Genomic DNA, 19,901 nt, shown 5'->3' with positions numbered 1-19,901 from the left:
AATTGAGTTAAGTAACTTTTAGAATGACAGCCTTAACTGTGCACCAAATGAACGTACACCAGGTAAGGATGCAAACTCAATACCTTGTGCATTACCGGCACCATTAGAACCTTCGGGATTAATGTTGTTTGGTAATGAACTGTACAGGTAAAATAAATCACGACCAACCAGTGAAACAGATGCAGCCTGGAATGCTTTTGTCTTCTTTACAATTCTGTCGGGAATATTATAGTTAACGGAAACTTCTCTTAATTTATACCACGTGTCTTTCATCACGCCTGTGCTGTGTATCCATTGGCTGTTATTGGGGCCGCTGCTCCATACACCATACTGCATGTATTTGTAGTAGTAATGAACAACAGTGCTGTTCTCCTTGCCATCAGCATAAACGCCGGGCAGAATTACACCAACATTAGAAGTATTACCGTCGGGTGAAGTGTAAGGCAATCCGCCACCATTTCTTTCGGTGAGTGTTTGCGGTGCGGTACCTTGTTGCATTGTAGCAGCATAAGTACCAGACCACATATCGCCACCAATCTTACAATCGATCAATGCGCTAAGAGAAAAACCTCCTTTAAATGTAAATGTATTGGTTATACCGCCTCTGAACTTTGGCGTTGCATTTCCGATAGGTACAATTGCGGTTGTTGCCTGGTACATGGTTCCTTTCATGGCTGCGGCAGTAGCTGCGTCAACACCAAAATTTTTCTGGATCATTGCTTCATCCTGCAACAATTTCTGGTGATTGGCATCATACAAATAATCGTATGATAAAATGGCTCCGAACTGTTTACCCACAACCGCTGAGATATACACACCACTTCCGCCCCAAAGATTGTTCAGGTCTACGCGGTCTGCACCAGGTGTAAGTGATAACAACCTGTTTTGGTTGTTTGACATATTGAAGCTAACATCCCAACCAAAGGAAGGATTGTCCAATACTTTCGCTCTGACAATCATTTCTGTTCCCGAATTTTCCAGCACACCGGTATTTACGATAATGCTTGAAACGCCTGATGTAATTGGCAGCGGAGAGTTCAGCAATTGTTGAATAGAACGGCCATGATAATAACGGAAGTCTAAATTAATCCTGTTTTTAAGGAAGCCTAAATTAATACCGAAATCTGCGGTTTTATTAATCTGCGGTTTATAATTAAATGCAGGCAATGCACCTGGCAGGCTTGATGTAGGAACACCTGCAAAGCTGCCCGGATTATAGATAGTATTAATAGCATATGGCGGTACATCAACGGCACCTTCAGCCCAGGCTACTCTTAACTTACCAAAGCTTAACACTGACGGATCAATATGAAATGCATCCGTAAATATGAAGCTTGCCGCAAATGAGGGGAAGAAATAGGACCATTGCGTTTTAGGTAATGTTGAAGACCAGTCATTTCTTCCTGTTACATCGAGGTAAAGAAAATTCTTGTAAGACAAGTTAAGGAAGCCATAAACGGAGTTCAGCTCTTTATCATACCAGCTTTCTGTAGGAACCTGTCCTGGCTGAACTGTTCCGCTGTAGTTACCGAAATAGGTGAGGTAAGGTGTTGCATATGTGGAACCGTTAGTTGTTCCGGAAATACCGTAAGAAGATCTTTTGTAAAATGTACCACCGGCAGAAAACTTAGCATTGATATCGCTTCTAAAGATATTATCCTTGTGTAATGTTGCGAGATAATCAAAGTTAGTTGCGTTATCTCTTGTCATGCCGTTAGCATATTTTCCGCCCAATGTTCCTGTGGGATCAGTTGGATCGTTAATGGCTTTATCTTCATTGTTGTTCGCATCCAAACTTGCACGGAACATCAGGTTAAGAAAACTTGTTGCTTCGTAGTTTAACTGTGCCGAACCAATCAGCTTTCTTCTTGTAACAGTCTCATTATTGGCGTAAGTGTTCCAGTATAAATATTGCGCACTACCATTACCAGCCCAGGGGAATCCGGGGAATTTATTCTGAGATCCATCGGGCAAACGATAGTTGCCATTATCTGCAGCACCTCTGTAGTTTCTTCCGTAAGCATAAATCAGGTTTGATTGCAGGCCTGATTCGGTATTGCCTAATGCTGGTGCATTATGGTATACATTGCTATAATAAGAAGCGTTAACGAGAATGTTTACTCTTTTTGTAAGCTTTAAAGTAGTTCCCAGGTTAAAAGAATTTTGCTTGTAATCCGAGTTGGGAATAATTGCAGTGTTACTCAAATTTGTGTATGATGCTCTTAACGTTCCCCATTCATTACCGCCTGAAACGGCTACGTTGTTGGTGAACTGGCTACCGTTTCTGTAATATGAAGTAATATTGTCTGGCTGTGGTACATCGGCTTTCATTGTACCATCCCACCATTTAATAACAGTGCCGTCCATTTTATGTCCCCATGAACTACCTGATCCAGGCCAGCTAACCTGGTTCCACGTATCAATCCCATAAGGGCCTGTACCGCTTTTCTGATCAGCAAACATGCCAACCCAGCCATCAGTAAGAACAGGATTACCTTGTGCGTCTGTAACATATTGCGGTGCGTTCAGTGATACCATACCTCCGGCACCATATTCATTTTGCATTTTTACAAAACGGTATGGGTCTACCACCTTATATCCAACATTATAATCTATACCCAAACCTTCTCTGCGAGAACCTTTCTTGGTAGTGATCAATATTACCCCATTTGCTCCGCGACCGCCATATAGCGCGGCAGCGGCTGGACCTTTCAATACCGTCATATCTTCAATGTCCTGCGGGTTGATCAGGTTGATTGCACTTCCCCAGTCTTTGGGTGCTGTTACGTCCTGTGCCGCTTGCGGAATGGTATTATCCATCGGCATACCGTCAACAATGATCAGCGGCTGGTTATCTCCGGTAAGTGTATTGTTTCCTCCAATTACAATTCTCGTACTACCACCATCAACGCCGTTGGGGCTTGTGATGTTAACGCCTGCCATTTTACCACTTAATGCATTGATAACATTGGGTGCATTGGATCTTGTTATTTCAGATCCCTTCACCTGTTCCTGCGAGTAGCCTAAAGCTCTCGTGTTTCTCTTGATGCCTAATGCAGTAGTTACAACAACATCATTGAGAGCGGAAGTTGTTGCTTTTAAAGTAATGTTTACTCCATCTGCAGGTGTAGCAATTTCCTTAGTTTCAAACCCAATGTATGAAACCACTAATACGCCTCCCGCAGGAAATCTGTTGATGGTAAATTTGCCGCTTTCATTTGTTATTACGGCTGTCTTACTGTTCTTTACAGATACACTAACTGCGGGAATTGGCTTTCCCGTTTCATCAGTTACTGTGCCGGAAACCACGGATGTCTGCTGCCCGTGGACAACGCAACACCATGAGCAAAACAGCAAACAAAGCAATAGATTGATTGTTTTTTTCTTCATAGCAATTTGTTTAGATAGAATTAGTGAATAAAAACAGAGATTTAGTGCTACAGACAGGGGCAGATCGTTACTACAATGATTACAGGCAATATATTTTAGCGACATTATACATCACTACAGGCAGCTCAATTGTTCTCACCGGCAAATCATTCAATATTATCCTTCGTGTTTATTTTTTCAGATACGAATAAATAAAGCACAAGGCGGGCAACACATTACTGGCGGGACTTTTGGGAAAACAATAGCGCAACCGTTCAATACCACCGGTTGTCATTAAAACATTTGGGCGATGTTTTAAAATGATTTTAAGAAGGAATCACCATACACCAGGACGCCGTTCAATAGTAGTTTCAAGAGTACGTATTGTAAACTGACATCTACTACAGTTCTTGTCTAAAGACAATCAATAAATGATTTTGGACCTTAGATTTCTCACGTCGGGATGACTGGTAAACTGATCAATAAAACCAGATTTGCACAGCCCAATTTTGTTTGCAGCAAGGGGAAAAACGATTGTTGATTTCCGGTTCAGCAGAGGGCAGGTAATGCTAGAATAAGATAAAAAGACCGGAGACCAGTTAGTTGGTGATTAATTTATTTTCATAAGCTGACACAATTTTATTTCGGTTATGGTATAACAGACTTTTATAAAAATGATTACGCACTTATATAAATTCATATAAAAGCCTTGACAATTAAAATATTTGAAATGCGTTTTCAAATATTTTATAAACTAAACTTAGGTTTTTAAAAAACTCGCTTTTAAAAATAACGACCACTTGTCAATTGTTTTCTGTGAAATGCGGATTCTTAGCTGCGAATGCCTTTTAAAAATGCTATGAACAGGCATTTCAAGTCATGTAACAGAGACACGACAATGGTGTGATCAGGGTTTTCAGCAAGGAACATGTGTGGAGCAATCTTATTGCTATCAGTTGAATAAATGTATTTTCGACGATTATTATTATTTTCCCGCATAGCATTATAAATGCCACAATATCTTAGCGCCATAGAAGAAATTGCCTTCGCATTCTTTTAAAATCAACTAAGAAAAGATGCAACTAAAAAGATCTGCGTTTGCGATAATCATGACATGTTTAATTGGCTGTAGTGCATACGGGCAGACGAAAATGGCTGCCAGCCCGGCTGATAACAATGGCTACAAATTGGTATGGGCAGATGAGTTTGATAAAGATGGCAGACCTGATTCACTTAACTGGAGATATGAGAGAGGATTTGTAAGAAACCATGAGGCACAGTGGTACCAGGAAGAAAACGCATACTGCAAAAATGGTATACTGATCATTGAAGCACGCAAAGAACATAAAGGCAATCCTCGTTATGAAGCCGGTAGTGGCGACTGGCGTAAAAAAAGTGCGTTTATTGAGTATACTTCTGCAAGTATAAACACATCTCATTTGCAAAGCTGGCAATACGGACGTTTTGTAATGCGCGGGCGCATTGACATAAGTAAAGGGTTGTGGCCCGCATGGTGGACACTTGGTACAAAGGGCAACTGGCCGGCAAACGGCGAAATTGATATCATGGAATATTATCGCAACATGCTGTTGGCTAATATTGCATGCCTTGATACAAATGGTAAAGCAGAATGGTATTCCAACCGCTACAAAGTAGATTCCATGGGTGGCAAACAGTGGGCATCGGTTTTTCACATTTGGCGCATGGACTGGGATGAAAATAGTATAAGCCTTTTTGTAGATGATGTGCTATTGAATAAGGTGGCGCTGAGCAAGCTCAACAACAAAGATCAATCTGGCATCAATCCTTTTAAACAACCTCATTACATATTACTGGATCTCGCGATGGCCGGAGATAATGGTGGAGATATTACTAATGACACGCCATTTCCCAATAAGTTTGAGGTGGACTATGTGAGGGTCTATCAGAAAAAAAAATAACGAATTACGAATGGCTAGAAGAGACGTTGCAATGCAACGTCTCCACATGACATTGCAACGTCTCCACATGACAATGCAACGTCTCCACATGACATTGCAACGTCTGTACATGATATTGCAATGTCTGGGTGATACATCGGTCGTCGTGTCGCCGTGTTTCAAAAAAAACGCCACTGCATAAAAATGTCAGTGGCTTTTGGAGTTTGGTTCATCGATAGGATCAATTAAACATCTTTATATAATACATTGCCCAGCATAATTTTTACGTTACGCCAAACAGTTGCTTTGTTCAAAATTGAAAACAGTTCAACCAGTATAGTTCGTACGGATAAGGTAATTGTTAAATTTCAGGCTTATCAGATTTCAGCAATGGTTAATGAGGAGATTGGACAAGCTTTTTGAAGAGGAATTCAGTATCGCCGATAAAATTACGTTTTAATTGCAAACAAAGCAAAATAAATTAATAAATTTTTAAAAATAGTTGCTGTTCGCAACTAATGATTGTTATTTTTACTTTTATACAAAGCTACAGTTATGCAATTCGTATTTTCTGAAGAACATTTAATGATCCGGAAGGCGGCCCGCGATTTTGCACGTACCGAGTGCTTGCCGGGCGTAATTGAGCGTGATGAAAAGATGATATTTCCCAAGCAGCAGGTAAAACAACTGGCTGAGCTTGGGTTTATGGGAATGATGGTAGACCCTGCTTACGGTGGTGCCGGAATGGATACTATTAGTTATGTGCTTGCGATGGAAGAAATAAGTAAAATTGATGCAAGTGTAAGCGTGTGTATGAGTGTCAACAACAGTCTCGTTTGCTGGGGCCTTGAAACTTACGGCTCAGAAGAGCAAAAGCAACAATACCTTACTCCATTGGCGCGTGGAATAAAAGACGGCGACCTGTACATCGGTGCATTCTTATTAAGCGAACCGGAAGCCGGTAGTGATGCGACGAGCCAACATACAACGGCAGAAGACAAAGGCGATCATTACTTGTTAAACGGCGTGAAAAACTGGATAACAAACGGCTCCAGTGCAAGTGTATATGTGGTGATGGCACAAACCGATGTTGCAAAAGGTCCTAAAGGGATTAATGCATTTATCGTAGAAAAAAAATGGCCGGGAGTAACCGTTGGAGCCAAAGAAAACAAGATGGGCATTAGAGGTAGCGATACACATTCTATACACTTCAATGATGTAAAAGTTCCAAAAGAAAACAGGATAGGGGATGACGGATTCGGGTTTACGTTTGCTATGAAAGTACTTGCCGGCGGACGAATTGGCATTGCATCGCAGGCGCTGGGCATTGCAAGCGGCGCCTATGAACTCTCAGTTAATTATGCCAAAGAAAGAAAAGCTTTTGGAAAGGAGATCATGCATCATCAGGCCATTCAGTTTAAACTGGCTGATATGGCAACACGGATTGAAGCTGCGCGTTTATTGTGTCTCAAAGCTGCCTGGGAGAAAGATCAGCACCAGGACTACACACTAAGCTCTTCCATGGCTAAAGTATATGCATCGGAAACCGCAATGTGGGCCACAACTGAAGCCGTACAGATCCACGGGGGATATGGTTATGTAAAAGAATATCATGTAGAGCGCCTAATGCGCGATGCCAAGATCACGCAGATATACGAAGGCACCAGCGAAGTGCAAAGAATTGTGATCGGCAGAAGCATCCTGAAATAAGACCGGAAGACATGTAAGACACGTAAGACAGTAAGATCGTAAGAGGGCTGTTGTAAGTGGAGCAGGTTGCCAAAATGCAATCTCTTACTATCTTACTATCTTACTTTCTTACTATCTTACACGTCTTTTTCTTGTCTTACGGTCTTACGGTCTTACGGTCTTACGGTCTTATCTAAGGGCGAAAGACGCAGATACCTCGAATTGCAATTTTATCTTTTTGAAATCAACATCTAGTGCAGGAACTGATTTATCTGATTCAGCAGATTTATACATTACGTTTGCAGCATACATGCGTGGTTGAGGGATTTGCGACATTTCGTTTGCATCATTGATCACGATAGCTTCACCTGCATGTTCACCTATTGCTTCAGCAAGATAATTTGCTTTTTCTTTGGCTGCTTTTAATGCTTGAATTTTCAATTGTTTTTTGTATTCATCCAGTTTGCTGTGTGAAACTTTAGAGATATAGAAGTTCTGAGTGGCTTCGTCATCCAGTTTATCAACCAGTTCGTCCATCTTTTTCACAGTAGCGATCTTGATAGAATAAGTAATGCTTGCCTTCATATCAGGGTTTTGTTTTTTGTTCTTCTTCACCCACCAGTAATTATTATCATAGCCGGAATAACTCTGCACGCTAATCTCCTTTTCTGTCAGCCCAATACTTTTGCAAGCTTCCAGGAATTTGTTTTTTATGGTCTCAATATCTATTTTACCTGCACCCTTTTTATCATACTCTTTTAATTCAACCTGTACATAAATTTCATCAGGCACTACTTCCAATTCCGCTGTGCCGTTTACATTAATTAGTCTTTGCTTTGAGGTATTATCCTGTCCGTAGCTGTTCACTAAAACGATTGCTGTTAAAACTGTAAATAAAATCTTTTTCATAAATCTTCATTTTTATAACTCAAGGATGCAAGAAAAGCTTTCATTACATAATACAAATTTTTTTGAACTTCGTATTAACAAATCTTTTGTAATAATGTATTTTGCGCCCTTGCTTACCCAAATAAAATGAATGAAGAACATAAAAGAGCGTTTGAAACATATACGGGTCATCAGATCTGCTATATATAGCCTGGTTGGAACGGTGACTTATCCTGGCCTTGTATGGTTTAACAGGCTAAAGATAGAAGGTATGGAACATTTAAAGGACCTTCCATCAAACAATGTATTATTCGTAAGCAATCATCAAACCTATTTTACAGATGTAATTACTTTCATCCATGTTTTTTGTGCAGCAAAATGGAGAAAGAAAAACAAGCTGGGTTTGCCATATTATTTATTAAGACCGTTTACCAATTTATATTTTGTCGCCGCAGAAGAAACCATGAACAGCACTTTTGTAAGCAGATTTTTTAAGCTGGCAGGCGCATTAACAGTAAAACGCACGTGGCGCGCTGAAGGCACAGAAGTAAGAAGAGGTCTTGATCCGTCGGATACACGCAAAATAACTGATGCACTTCAAAAAAGCTGGGTCATCACATTTCCGCAGGGTACAACAAAACCATTTGCACCTGGCAGAAAGGGCACCGCTCATATCATTAAAACCTGCAAACCAATAGTGATACCTGTAGTTATAAGCGGCTTCTGGCGGGCATTTTCCAAACGCGGACTTACATTAAAAAAACGAGGCTCTCTTCTTAAAGTGCGCTTTAAAGAACCAATGGTAATAGACTACGATGCTCCGGTTGATGAAATACTGGAAGATGTAATGCAGGCAATCGAGCAAAGTAAAGATCACATGCTCAAAGGAAAACATCATCTTGCCCATTACATTAATAAGCAACAGGAATTACTCAATAGTGAAACGCTTGGATGAGATGAGTTGTACGTTATAAGTTCTACGTTGTACGTTGTCCACCTTGTATTGTTATAACTCATACTTAAGAGATATACTCTGAATTCACCTTGCCAACTCATAACGTAGAACGTAAAACGTACAACGTATAACTTACAACCTATATCTTTGCGGCCTTAATACAGGAATTTATGCATCTGAATACGGTTATTTTTGATATGGATGGCTTGCTTATAGACAGCGAGCCATTGTGGGAAGAAGCTGCAAGTGAAGTGTTCAATATTTATGGCGTTAATTTAACTGAAGAACAATACAAAACAACCACCGGTCTCAGAACTAAAGAATTTGTTCAATGGTGGTTCAGACATTTTAATATCGGTGAAGAGGAGTTAATAAAAGCTGAAAAAAATATCTTCAGCCTGGTACTTGATAAAATAGGTCAACGCGGACAAGTGATGCCAGGTGTTGATCACATCTTTGAATTCTTCAGCAAATTGAATTTTAAAATTGGAATCGCCTCGTCATCACCGGATACGCTTATCCAGATGGTAATTGATCAGATCGGTATAAGAAAATATATACAAGCTACAGCGTCGGCGGAATTTTTAGCGTATGGCAAACCTCATCCGCAGGTATATCTCGACTGTGCTGCGGCTATTCAATCAAACCCGACTGAATGCGTTTGTTTTGAGGATTCTTTCAATGGTATGATCGCGGCCAAATCCGCCCGCATGAAATGCGTGGTTGTTCCACATCACGCGCAGTATAAAGAAGAAAGATGGGGCGCTTCAGATCTTAAATTATCATCACTTCAAAATTTTGGCGCGCTGCATTTGTCGTTATTGGGTTAATGAAGTGACTAAGGATATAAAGTATTGTGATAAATATTATATGGTTGATTTATTGCAATGTTCATCGCCACAATATTCGCAATTTTAAGTATCATTGCACCGTAAAACAGGAGCCAATCCACAAGGGGTTGGCTTCACAATTTTTCGAAACCCTTACAACCCTTTCCCATTGACCGGTAATTTACTATACCAGATTGCACTTACACTTGTCCCTAATATTGGTTGTGTTCAGGCCAAGATTCTAATGGAACATTTTGGTGATGTTACTGAAGTTTTCCGTGCGTCATTTAAAGAATTAAGCAGCATTGAAAAAATTGGAGAAATACGCGCAAAAAGCATCAAATCATTTGACGATTTCAATGTAGCCGAAAATGAAATAGAATTTATTGAAAAATATAAAATAGAGCCGTTGTTCATTACTGATAAGGAATATCCCCAACGACTGCTACATTGTTATGATTGTCCTACGTTGCTGTACTACAAAGGCAATACGGACTTAAACGCGTCGAAGATTATTAGTGTTATAGGAACACGCCATCACACGGATTACGGAAAACAATTGACAGAAAAATTTATCAGTGATTTGCAGGATCACCATGTGCTTGTTGTCAGTGGCCTCGCTTTTGGTATCGATGGCATTGCACACAAATCCTCGTTAAGCAACAACCTTTCCACAATCGGCGTACTGGCTCATGGACTAGATATTATTTATCCTGCGCAGCATACAAGTCTTGCCAAAGAAATGATTTTACATGGCGGCATACTCACCGAGCACAGACGTGCATGCAAACCGGATAAGCACAATTTTCCTAAACGCAACCGTATTGTGGCGGGCATGGCCGATGCAACCATTGTAATTGAAACGGCTTTAAAAGGTGGCAGCATGATAACAGCGGAACTGGCCAATAATTACAACCGCGACGTCTTTGCTTTTCCGGGAAAGACAACGGATCTAAAGAGTACAGGTTGCAATCATCTAATAAGAAGCAACAAGGCCATGCTTATTCAAAGTGCCTCAGAGGTTATCGAAATGATGGGCTGGGAGCAGCGGAAAAAGAAAACTGTGCAACGGCAGTTATTTGTGGATGTGACTGATGAAGAAAGGATGCTCATTCAAATTCTACAGGAAAAAGAAGAAGTACATATTGACACGTTATACCAGGAAACCGGTTTAAGCAGCAGTTCTGTTGCCGCCGCTATTTTAGCCATGGAATTAAAAGGCATGCTCGCAACATTGCCGGGAAAGAGGTACAGGCTCATCTGAGGTTTCAGGTATCAGGTATCAGGTTTTAGCGATTAGGAGTGAGGTATAAGGCATGGGGTGTAAGGCAAAGGCCCGCGGAAAGTCGCTTATAGCTTATATCCATGCTTCAGGTATGTTTGTTGTTAGATAGCTGCTTTAGCTAAAAGCTGAAAGCTCAACACCTGAAACCTGAAACCTGATACCTGATGCCTCACGCCTCGCCACCTTTTTGTACTTTTGCCGCAATGCAACAGAAAAAACACTCCATCAGCCAGATACTATCCAACCTGAATATTGAAGAATTGAATGAGATGCAAAAAGCTTCACTGGAAGCCAGCGAGGCCCATAAGGATATCATTCTTCTGTCGGCTACAGGATCAGGTAAAACACTCGCGTTTTTATTGCCCTTGCTTGAAGAAATAGATTGGAGCAACAAATTAACCCAGGCCATCATCATCGTTCCGTCACGGGAACTGGCACTTCAGATAGAGAAAGTATTTAAATTAATGGGGACAGGCCTGAAAATAACCTGTTGCTACGGGGGGCATAAACGTGAAATTGAAGAAAATAATTTAATCCAACCTCCGGCAGTACTTGTTGGTACCCCCGGGAGATTGGCGGACCATATCAGGCGGGGAAACATTACTGTTGATGCGATTGAAACATTGGTTTTGGACGAATTCGACAAATCGCTGGAATTGGGCTTCCAGGAAGAAATGTCGTTCATCATTAGCTCCCTGAAAAACATAAACAACAGGATCCTCACCTCTGCCACAACCTCGGTAGAAATACCTGAATTTGTTGGATTGCAGAAACCCAAGACGCTGGATTTTCTCTCTATGCAAAATGAAGAGTCCGCCGGACTTGCTTTAGAATGGGTCCTGTCAGATACTAAAGACAAGGCTGAAACCCTGTTTAAATTGCTTTGCCACCTTGGTGGACGATCATCAATTGTCTTCTGTAATCACCGCGATGCTGTTGAACGAACCAGTAATATTCTTTCTGAAAAGGGAATTGTAAATGAATTTTATCACGGTTCTATGGAGCAGCGTGAGCGTGACAGCGCGCTCTGCAAATTCAGAAACGGTACAGTAAATGTGCTGGTAACTACCGATCTGGCGGCGCGGGGACTCGATATTCCTAACATCCGGTATATTATTCACTATCATATGCCGGCAACAGAAGACATTTTTACGCACAGGAATGGCAGAACGGCGCGCATGGATGCAAGTGGAACAGCTATTCTAATACTATCACCTGAAGAAAAGCTTCCGGGCTATGTAGATGGATCTATAGTGCAGATTGATCTACCTGAAAAAACTGTTCTTCCCGAGAAACCTAAATGGACGACACTTTTCATCGCCGCCGGAAAAAAAGATAAGGTAAACAAAGTGGATATCGTTGGATTTTTATCAAATAAAGGGCAGCTTAAAAAGGAGGATATTGGCCTAATTGAAGTGAAAGATTTCTTTTCGTTCGTGGCTATTCGCAAAACGAAGGCAAGTACCGCATTGCACCTGGTAAGAAATGAAAAGATCAAAAACAAAAAAGTGAAGATTGAAGTTGCCAAATAAGTATCCTGTTACAGCCTTCATTTAGCCAAAACTTTATGGTGATTTTGTTGCAAGATAGATTTTTATGCATTATTTTAAAGCATAAATCGTTATGCATCCCGATCAAAAATATATAACTGCTTTATTACATAATGATACGTCCCTGCTTGATGAGCTGTATAAAAAATACTCCGGCAAAATAAAATGGATGGTGTTGCAGAATAACGGTACGGAGACTGATGCGGCTGATATATTCCAGGAGGCATTAATATCTATTTACCATAAAGCCCGCACCCAGGATTTTGTATTAACCTGCCCTTTGGACGCGTTTTTGTATCTTATCTGTAAAAACAAATGGCTGAATGAGTTAAACAAACGGAAGAACCACAAGGTAACACTTAGTGATAACGACGGATATAATGACATAGGAGAAGATAGTTTTAAGCTAAGCGAAGATGTGTTACTCCTGGAGGAAAGAAAGGAACTGTTAATGCAGAAGTTCGCAGAATTGGGAGAGGGCTGCCGGGAAATTTTACAGTTAAGCTGGAGTGGAAAAGGCATGGAAGAAGTGGCCGAAATTTTGAAAGTAAGTTATGGATATGCCAGGAAAAAAAAGTCGGAATGTATGGGAAAACTGGTAACGCTTGTAAAAGGATCATCGCAATTTAACTCCCTGAAATGGTAAAGTATGAAAGAAAACTGGTTTGAAAATATTGAACGTTATTTACACAAAGAGATGACTACAGACGAGTTGGAAGCCTTCGAAAAAGAAGTTGCAGCGAATGAAGAGCTGGCTTCTTTACTATCAGTTTACAAAACAGTAGATACTGAAATGGTTTATACCGAAACCGATAAACAGAAGGAAGAGGCGTTGAAAGAATCATTGCAAAAGCTAAACGCTGTTTATTTTACCGGGGAAAAAAAAGAAAGCGCAGACATAGGCCCTGCTCCCGTTAGAAGGATGGGATCACGACGCTGGCTAAATTATGCAGTGGCAGCTGCCTTGCTGCTTTTTATTGCAGGCTATTATTATTTTAATCAGTCCACTCCTGAACAACTTGCAAAAAAATATATTGCCAGCAACCTTACACAGTTAAGCCAGACCATGGACGGATCGCGCGACAGCCTGCAATTGGGCATAGCTGCATACAATAATAAAGACTATAATAAAGCGATCGCGATGTTCTCAGGTGTTTATACGGCGCATCCGGATAATATTTATGCAAAAAAATATACAGGTCTTACATACCTGATGATGGAAGATTACACGCATGCACTAAATAGTTTCAGTGAACTGGCTGCAATTAAAGGATTATACAGTAACCCGGGAATGTTTCTGCAGGCAGTTACTTTGCTGCAACGCGGCGGACAAAGTGATCGTTCCAACGCCAAACAATTACTCGAAAGAGTTGTTCATGATAAGCAGGAAGGCTATCGCGATGCAGAAGAATGGCTGAAGAAATGGAAAGACTAGCGATGTACGATGTACGATTTTAGATGTACGGTGTACGGTGTACGATGTGAGGTGTAAGGTGTAAGATGTGAGATGTCAGGTGTGAATGATGATCTTTATTGCTCCATCCGGATACCTGATACCTGATACCTGATACCTTATAGCTAACAGCTCAAAGCTAAATCAAAGCATATGAAAAAAACGTTCATTTTACTGTTTTCACTGGCAATGCTGGTGATTGTAATTACCAACGCTTGTTCATCATCCAAAAAAACATCTTCCAGCTCTACTACAACACATGCTTCTGACAGTAGTGCACCACAAACCAAAGTTCCTCAATAACAGGAATTATTTTTTAAGATGTTGTTTTGTGTAATAATGACCATATACCCAGTATCCTTAAAAGGTTAAATTGACGTTCAAAATGTCGCTGACAGCCGGAGATGAATGGCTATAAACATTGAATGATTATAGCATCGCAGATATCTTTTCAACCAGTAGGATGGAAGATGCATTTTCTCGTCCTTATAATGTTTTGCGTCATACAAACGAGTGCGCAGATAACCACACAAAACGTCCGGCAAATCACAGACAGCAGTAATCAGCCGCAATCAGTCAAAATAAAACAACTACTCGCATTAAAAAATAAAGCAGAAACAGAACGGCAAACAAGCGATTCGGTGTTTGCCCTTATACTCCATAAACTCGGCGCGCTTGAATTCCGGGAAAACCAGGATGCAAGAAAGGCTATCGAATATATGAGACGGGCTGCAAGTATAAATGTCTCGATGAGAAAAAATACTTCTGTTTTAGCTGCTATCACAAACTATTATGCACTCGGTTATTATTATGACAAGCTGAACATTTTTGACAGAGCTTTATTGTGCTACGACAGCACAATTCAATTGGTAAAAACATACGCACCTTCGAATAAAATAAAATTTGACTGCAGGCTAAACAAAGCCTTTATATATTTCAGGCAAACAGATTATCAGCAGGCTGTTAGAGAATCCATTATCGGCATGAAGGATTGCGATAAAACAGCTGATATAGATTATTACATTGGTTTTCTGAATCAAAAAGCACAGGCTTTATTTTTTCAAAACGATTTGCAGCAAGCCCTCACTACAATAAATGAAATCCTCGAAACAGCTACACCATTGCAACTGCATTATGATATTGCGAGCGCATTGAAGATAAAGGGTTTTATCTTTCAACAGGAAAACCGGTTTGCCGCTGCAGAAAAAGCGCTTCTGCAGTCTGTTTCTGAAAGACTTACTACACAACAATATGCGCAAATAGCAGCCGATTATATTGATCTCGGAGGTTTTTATCTTAATTACGTTCGTCAATATTCCAGGGCAAATCAACATTTTTTTACCGCGATAGAATATGCAGCAAAAGGCAATGATTCAGCCCGTATGGCAAGGGCCTATCATCATATTGCAAATAGTTTTACGGAACAACATGATATTGGCAAAGCTTCTTACTATTTTTATAAAGCATGGAGCTGTCTTAAAATCAGAGATGCAGATACCGGTATTTTTTATCGCCCGTCCGCAACACAACTTAATCTTGTTGAAAATAAAGATCTGTCGTTTGGCGTGTTGACAGATAAAACCAGGATGCTACTACAGCTATTCAAGCAAAGTGCTGACAAAAGATATGCTGACGTAGCATTGAAAGCGAGTATGACCGCAGATACGGTCATCACACAAATAAGGCATCAGCAGTTTGGCGAACAAAGCAGGCTTTTCTGGCGCAACGAAACACGCAGCTTTTATGCAACGGCACTTGAACTATGCTTTCTGACAAACAACAATACACTGGCATATTACTTTATGGAGAGAAGCAGGGCGGTTTTGTTGGCTGACCGATTAAATGAACTGGGAGCAACAGCAACATTACCAGAATCCGAGTCCATCACAGAACAGGTGCTCAGAACCGATATTGTCAATCAGCAAGGCATTTTAAGAAATCTGCAAAAACCTTCACCAGCTTACTCAAATGCAGAATTTACATTAGCTGAAATGGAAGACAAACAAGATGCATTTATTCGTTCACTCGAAAAAAAATATCCCGCATATTTTCAGTATAAATATGCTGATGTAATTGCACCCCTGAAAGATTTACAATCATACCTGGGTAAGCACCGGCAAAGTCTCGTCCACTATTTTTTAGCTGACACGTCAGGATACATGTTAGCGATCCAAAACGAAAGAACAAACCTTATCAGGCTTTCACAAAAGGATTTTTCCTTTAACCTTATTAATGATTTTTCGCTTTTCTGCGAGGATAAGCAGCGGCTGAATACCCATTACGGATCATTTACACAGCTTTCTTTCCAATTATATAAGACGCTTTTTAGTCCGTTACAATTATCACCCGGACGAGTAATTATTTGTGCTGATAATTTTCTGATTCCCTTTGATGCTTTATGTAGCGATGAGAAAGGAAAAGATTTCCTTCTAAAGGATTATACCTTCAGCTATACATATTCCGCCACCTATTTGCTGAAGACATTTTCGCGTGCCCGCGCTGAAGGCAATTTTGCGGGATTTGCGCCGGTTTCTTTCAGCGCATATCTGAACATGCCGGAACTTAAAAGATCAGCTATGTTTCTGGAGGAAACCGCAGCTAATTATACTTCCCCTGTAGTATATCTTCACAATAATGCCACCAGGCAACGCTTCATGAATACAATGTCAAATTATAGCGTAGTTAATGTGTTCTCACATGCGAAAGCTGACTCATTAAATCCTGAACCATTGCTGTTTATGTATGATTCCGTCATTCACCTGGCAGATTTACAATTGCTTAGAAATCCGGCGACACAATTGATCATATTGAGTGCCTGCCAGACTAATGCCGGCAAAAATGCCACAGGTGAAGGTATCTACAGCCTGGCAAGAGGATTTTCTTCTGTCGGCATACCTGCAGTCGCTGCAACCATATGGAAAGCAGATGAAGAAAGCATTTATCTTATTTCTCAAAAATTCAACGAATATTTATCACAAGGAATGAGCAAGGATGACGCTCTGAAAAAAGCAAAGATGTTCTTTCTTGAAACAAATGAAGGCGATAAACTTTTACCATACTACTGGGCAAATATGGTGCTGATTGGAAATGTGGAACCGGTTGCGCTTTCCGCTCATAGCAACTTGTTCTGGCTTTACATTGCGGCGGGACTTGTTGTTTTGATTGCAGGAGTCCTGTTTATTGTTAGAACAATGCTGGCGGCAACCGTAAGGTCTTCAGGTTAAAATAGAAATATCAATCCTCTGATCAAAAATCCACCGGGCGTTACATGGCCTTTACTCACCTCAACCGGAATTGGAATAAGCATAAAAATACCAGGCCAATGGTCACCATTTCCCTTCCTTTTTCCCGTAGCGTTTCTTGTTACAATAAAACAAGTAAGCAACCTGCTGATTATTCTTTTCATTTTTTATCAATTTAACAATGGAACCGATGTGATTGTGCTTGAGTACCGGTTAATTATAATTAATTACATGCATAAAAAAATATGGATTAATAGAGGATTCCATTTCTACCAGATCGTAGGTTTCCTTCAATTCAATTTGTAAGAAAGATACCCCCTGCCATATTTGAGCCAGTGGAAGTCTTTTCCCGTCAGAAGATTTTTCAATGATCTCAGGTAGCATGTCGTTCAGTAAGCCATTCCAGCAAGCTTCCTCCAGCTTGTCTGCGTTGGAAAATATGTCGTTGTTTACAGAGAAATTTTTGTCACATAGCTGAAGCCTTGAAAAATGTGATGCGGTGATCAGCAATATTTCCTGGTTATTAGAATTTGTTTCCATGACTGTCAATTTATGTGTGTGTGAAGTGGTTTCTTTACAAATACATCAACGGCGAAATCAATTTGTTACCCCGGGTTTTGCATATTAACTAATGCAAAAAACCTGCAGTCATTAATGGCCGCAGGCTACATCAAACAAACCTCGAAGCGTATGTTAACGGGATGTATTTAATGAAAAAGGTTTAGGGGGAAAAAGAGTTTAGAGTTGCGTGCGAAACAGAAACGAATATTTTTTATAGAAGTATGCGGTTATTTTTTTTCATCGTCGATGATTGATTAGACAACATCATCAGCCGTTTATGTTATATCTGCCACCTGTCTTAAATGTTACGCCCGGTTCGCCTTTTTTTGGTAACATTTTCTTCCGCTCAGGTATATACCAGTAATGCAGAAATTATGAAAAATAAATGCCCGGCCTTCATACTGATCTGTCTGTTATTCGCAGCATGCAGTGCTTCAAAAAAAGCTACAAAAGAAAATGTTGAACCAGCGCCCGTCGTGGCTCCGCAGCCTGCGCCTGTTCCTGTTCAACAACCCAGGCCCGTAAGGGAACAGGTAGACACGATCATACTCGCCTTAAAAACAAAGTACGCATCCTGTTTAAGTACGAAACCGGACTCCATCCGCAACATAAAGTTGTACAGCTTTATCGACAGGTGGCTGAATACCCCTTACAAATGGGGTGGCATGGATGAAAAAGGAATTGATTGTTCTGCTTTTATCCAAAGACTGTTTAATGATGTTTATGATATCAAAATTCCGAGAACATCTTTTGAGCAATTGCTGGCTAAATATGTAGAAGTGTATGCCTCTCCAAAATACCTCGCGGAAGGAGACATCATTTTCTTCCGGACCATGCAGGATAAAGTCGTATCACATGTGGGCATCTATCTGCAAAATGGAATGTTTGTGAATTCATCGTCTTCAAAAGGCGTGAGTATAGCCAGTCTGCAAACGCCTTACTGGAAAACAAAATATGTTGCCTGCGGCAGAATTAACGTGGCAATTGCAAGAAAATGACAAGTGAAAAGTCGTAACTTCTTTAGGATTATTTGCTTTCACCACTCTTGGCTGGTTAGCGGGCGTTGTGATTATCCTGCTGTTCGTGCCAACAATTGTATTTATGTATAATGCTTTCTTTGGCGTAAAAAATAAAAGATAAGTACAATCAAAACCTAAGCATCTTCCCCTGTTCAGGAAACACCAGCTTTAACTGCAATGGATTCGTTTGCTGAAGTTCCTGTCTTATTAATGCTTCGTTATTGCCTGCCGGCTTGATATGGGTAATGACAATTGGAAAATTTTGCAACGATTTTTCTCCGGCTAAAGATTGCAGGACATGCATCTCTTTCATCAATAATCGCGGTGTAAGATGACCAAAAAGCTGCTTTTCGGGCTGCTCATCCGGAAAAGAGACTTCTATAAAGATCGCTTTCAATTGTTTGCTTTTAACCAACGGAGCAACCTGGTTCCAGAGCCGGGATAACCTGTCTGATTTTTCAACCTCGTCTGAACCAGTATCTCCGAGATATAGCACGTATGCGTCTGCGCTTTTTACAAGAAAAGCTGTACTTAAAAAAGGAGAGGAGTGGCTAAGCTCAAAAGGCTTCACTGTCATGGATGTATGCTCCAGGGGCACTTCATTGTCTTCAGTTAAAGTGACGTAATGGTATTTATTCAACGCCGGTTTATCACCCTCGTTGGCAAAATTGGCCCAGCTTTTCCAGGTGAAATATTTATCCTTAAGCACATCCAGACAAAACTGTAATCCGTAAATAGCCTTCACAGTATCGTCCGGTGAATTGATAATTAAACCGGAAAGATGATCCAGATGCGGATGGGAAATCAGGTAACCTTTGATGTTCCGCTTCATGATGTCCCCTGCATTGCCGGCGAGCACACCCTCGTCAATAGCCTTTTCTATCCCATAATGCAAAGTGCCGGCATCAAGACAAACATAGCTATCAGATGAATCAGAAGCTATCATGTAGCTGGAAAGATTACTTTCATCAGCACCGCCTTTTACACCCAATGGAACTATCTTGAATGATTGAGCCCCGGCAAAAAAACAGGAAAAAAGAAGCAGGAAAAATAAGGCCGATCTGAACATCCACTGCATAATTTATTAATATCGGGTGGAGAATTTATTCGATGGACGAAGTTATATCATAGTCCACAAAGA

Annotated in this window: 16 protein-coding genes; 11 read left to right on the top strand and 5 right to left on the bottom strand. The window is 40.5% G+C overall.

Features of this window, described 5'->3' with window-relative positions:
• Positions 1 to 18: 18 nt before the first annotated feature.
• Positions 19 to 3,390 (bottom strand): SusC/RagA family TonB-linked outer membrane protein, encoded by a 3,372-nt coding sequence (locus QTN47_RS11305; protein ID WP_369329479.1) that lies wholly within the window; start codon positions 3,388 to 3,390, stop codon positions 19 to 21.
• Between the two features lie 1,055 nt (positions 3,391 to 4,445).
• Here QTN47_RS11305 and QTN47_RS11300 point away from each other — a divergent pair.
• Positions 4,446 to 5,309 carry a glycoside hydrolase family 16 protein gene (locus QTN47_RS11300; RefSeq protein WP_369329478.1) on the top strand — a complete coding sequence of 288 codons (864 nt, stop codon included), beginning with the start codon at positions 4,446 to 4,448 and terminating at the stop codon, positions 5,307 to 5,309.
• A gap of 534 nt (positions 5,310 to 5,843) precedes the next feature.
• Positions 5,844 to 6,998 (top strand): acyl-CoA dehydrogenase, encoded by a 1,155-nt coding sequence (locus QTN47_RS11295; RefSeq protein WP_369329477.1) that lies wholly within the window; start codon positions 5,844 to 5,846, stop codon positions 6,996 to 6,998.
• A gap of 168 nt (positions 6,999 to 7,166) precedes the next feature.
• On the opposite strand, the gene QTN47_RS11290 is transcribed toward QTN47_RS11295, so the two are convergent.
• Entirely contained in the window at positions 7,167 to 7,886 is a 720-nt protein-coding gene (locus tag QTN47_RS11290; protein ID WP_369329476.1) for an SIMPL domain-containing protein, read from the bottom strand.
• 130 nt (positions 7,887 to 8,016) lie between these two features.
• On the opposite strand from QTN47_RS11290, the gene QTN47_RS11285 reads away from it, so the two are divergent.
• From QTN47_RS11285 to QTN47_RS11250, 8 genes are all read left to right on the top strand, one after another.
• Positions 8,017 to 8,820 carry a lysophospholipid acyltransferase family protein gene (locus QTN47_RS11285; protein WP_369329475.1) on the top strand — a complete coding sequence of 268 codons (804 nt, stop codon included), beginning with the start codon at positions 8,017 to 8,019 and terminating at the stop codon, positions 8,818 to 8,820.
• A 170-nt stretch (positions 8,821 to 8,990) separates the two neighbouring features.
• Positions 8,991 to 9,650, top strand: coding sequence for a hexitol phosphatase HxpB (gene hxpB / locus QTN47_RS11280; RefSeq protein ID WP_369329474.1), 660 nt, complete (start codon positions 8,991 to 8,993; stop codon positions 9,648 to 9,650).
• Positions 9,651 to 9,819: 169 nt separating this feature from the next.
• Positions 9,820 to 10,914: a DNA-processing protein DprA gene (gene dprA / locus QTN47_RS11275; RefSeq protein ID WP_369329473.1), complete on the top strand. Its 1,095-nt coding sequence runs from the start codon at positions 9,820 to 9,822 to the stop codon at positions 10,912 to 10,914.
• Between the two features lie 224 nt (positions 10,915 to 11,138).
• Positions 11,139 to 12,467 carry a DEAD/DEAH box helicase gene (locus tag QTN47_RS11270; RefSeq protein ID WP_369329472.1) on the top strand — a complete coding sequence of 443 codons (1,329 nt, stop codon included), beginning with the start codon at positions 11,139 to 11,141 and terminating at the stop codon, positions 12,465 to 12,467.
• 91 nt (positions 12,468 to 12,558) lie between these two features.
• Complete coding sequence (locus QTN47_RS11265) at positions 12,559 to 13,131, top strand: RNA polymerase sigma factor (RefSeq protein WP_369329471.1); 573 nt, start codon at positions 12,559 to 12,561, stop codon at positions 13,129 to 13,131.
• Between the two features lie 3 nt (positions 13,132 to 13,134).
• Positions 13,135 to 13,920: a tetratricopeptide repeat protein gene (locus QTN47_RS11260; protein WP_369329470.1), complete on the top strand. Its 786-nt coding sequence runs from the start codon at positions 13,135 to 13,137 to the stop codon at positions 13,918 to 13,920.
• Between the two features lie 171 nt (positions 13,921 to 14,091).
• The gene (locus QTN47_RS11255; protein WP_369329469.1) at positions 14,092 to 14,241 is read left to right on the top strand and encodes a hypothetical protein; all 150 of its coding nucleotides are present in this window, start codon (positions 14,092 to 14,094) and stop codon (positions 14,239 to 14,241) included.
• A gap of 122 nt (positions 14,242 to 14,363) precedes the next feature.
• Positions 14,364 to 17,162 (top strand): CHAT domain-containing protein, encoded by a 2,799-nt coding sequence (locus QTN47_RS11250; RefSeq protein ID WP_369329468.1) that lies wholly within the window; start codon positions 14,364 to 14,366, stop codon positions 17,160 to 17,162.
• On the opposite strand, the gene QTN47_RS11245 is transcribed toward QTN47_RS11250, so the two are convergent.
• Positions 17,159 to 17,344, bottom strand: coding sequence for a hypothetical protein (locus QTN47_RS11245; protein ID WP_369329467.1), 186 nt, complete (start codon positions 17,342 to 17,344; stop codon positions 17,159 to 17,161). The genes QTN47_RS11250 and QTN47_RS11245 overlap by 4 nt on opposite strands.
• A gap of 49 nt (positions 17,345 to 17,393) precedes the next feature.
• On the bottom strand, positions 17,394 to 17,720 hold the full coding sequence (locus QTN47_RS11240; protein ID WP_369329466.1) for a hypothetical protein: 327 nt from the start codon (positions 17,718 to 17,720) through the stop codon (positions 17,394 to 17,396).
• A gap of 395 nt (positions 17,721 to 18,115) precedes the next feature.
• Between QTN47_RS11240 and QTN47_RS11235 the strand changes: the two genes are divergently transcribed.
• Positions 18,116 to 18,739 carry a C40 family peptidase gene (locus QTN47_RS11235; protein WP_369329465.1) on the top strand — a complete coding sequence of 208 codons (624 nt, stop codon included), beginning with the start codon at positions 18,116 to 18,118 and terminating at the stop codon, positions 18,737 to 18,739.
• Positions 18,740 to 18,887: 148 nt separating this feature from the next.
• Here QTN47_RS11235 and QTN47_RS11230 read toward each other — a convergent pair whose 3' ends face one another.
• Positions 18,888 to 19,838, bottom strand: coding sequence for an MBL fold metallo-hydrolase (locus QTN47_RS11230; protein ID WP_369329464.1), 951 nt, complete (start codon positions 19,836 to 19,838; stop codon positions 18,888 to 18,890).
• Positions 19,839 to 19,901: the final 63 nt, after the last annotated feature.

The organism is Danxiaibacter flavus, assembly GCF_041060425.1.
Lineage (GTDB): Bacteria > Bacteroidota > Bacteroidia > Chitinophagales > Chitinophagaceae > Danxiaibacter > Danxiaibacter flavus.
The sequence above is the reverse complement of the archived record's forward strand: the minus strand, read 5'-3'. Positions and strand labels throughout refer to the sequence as shown.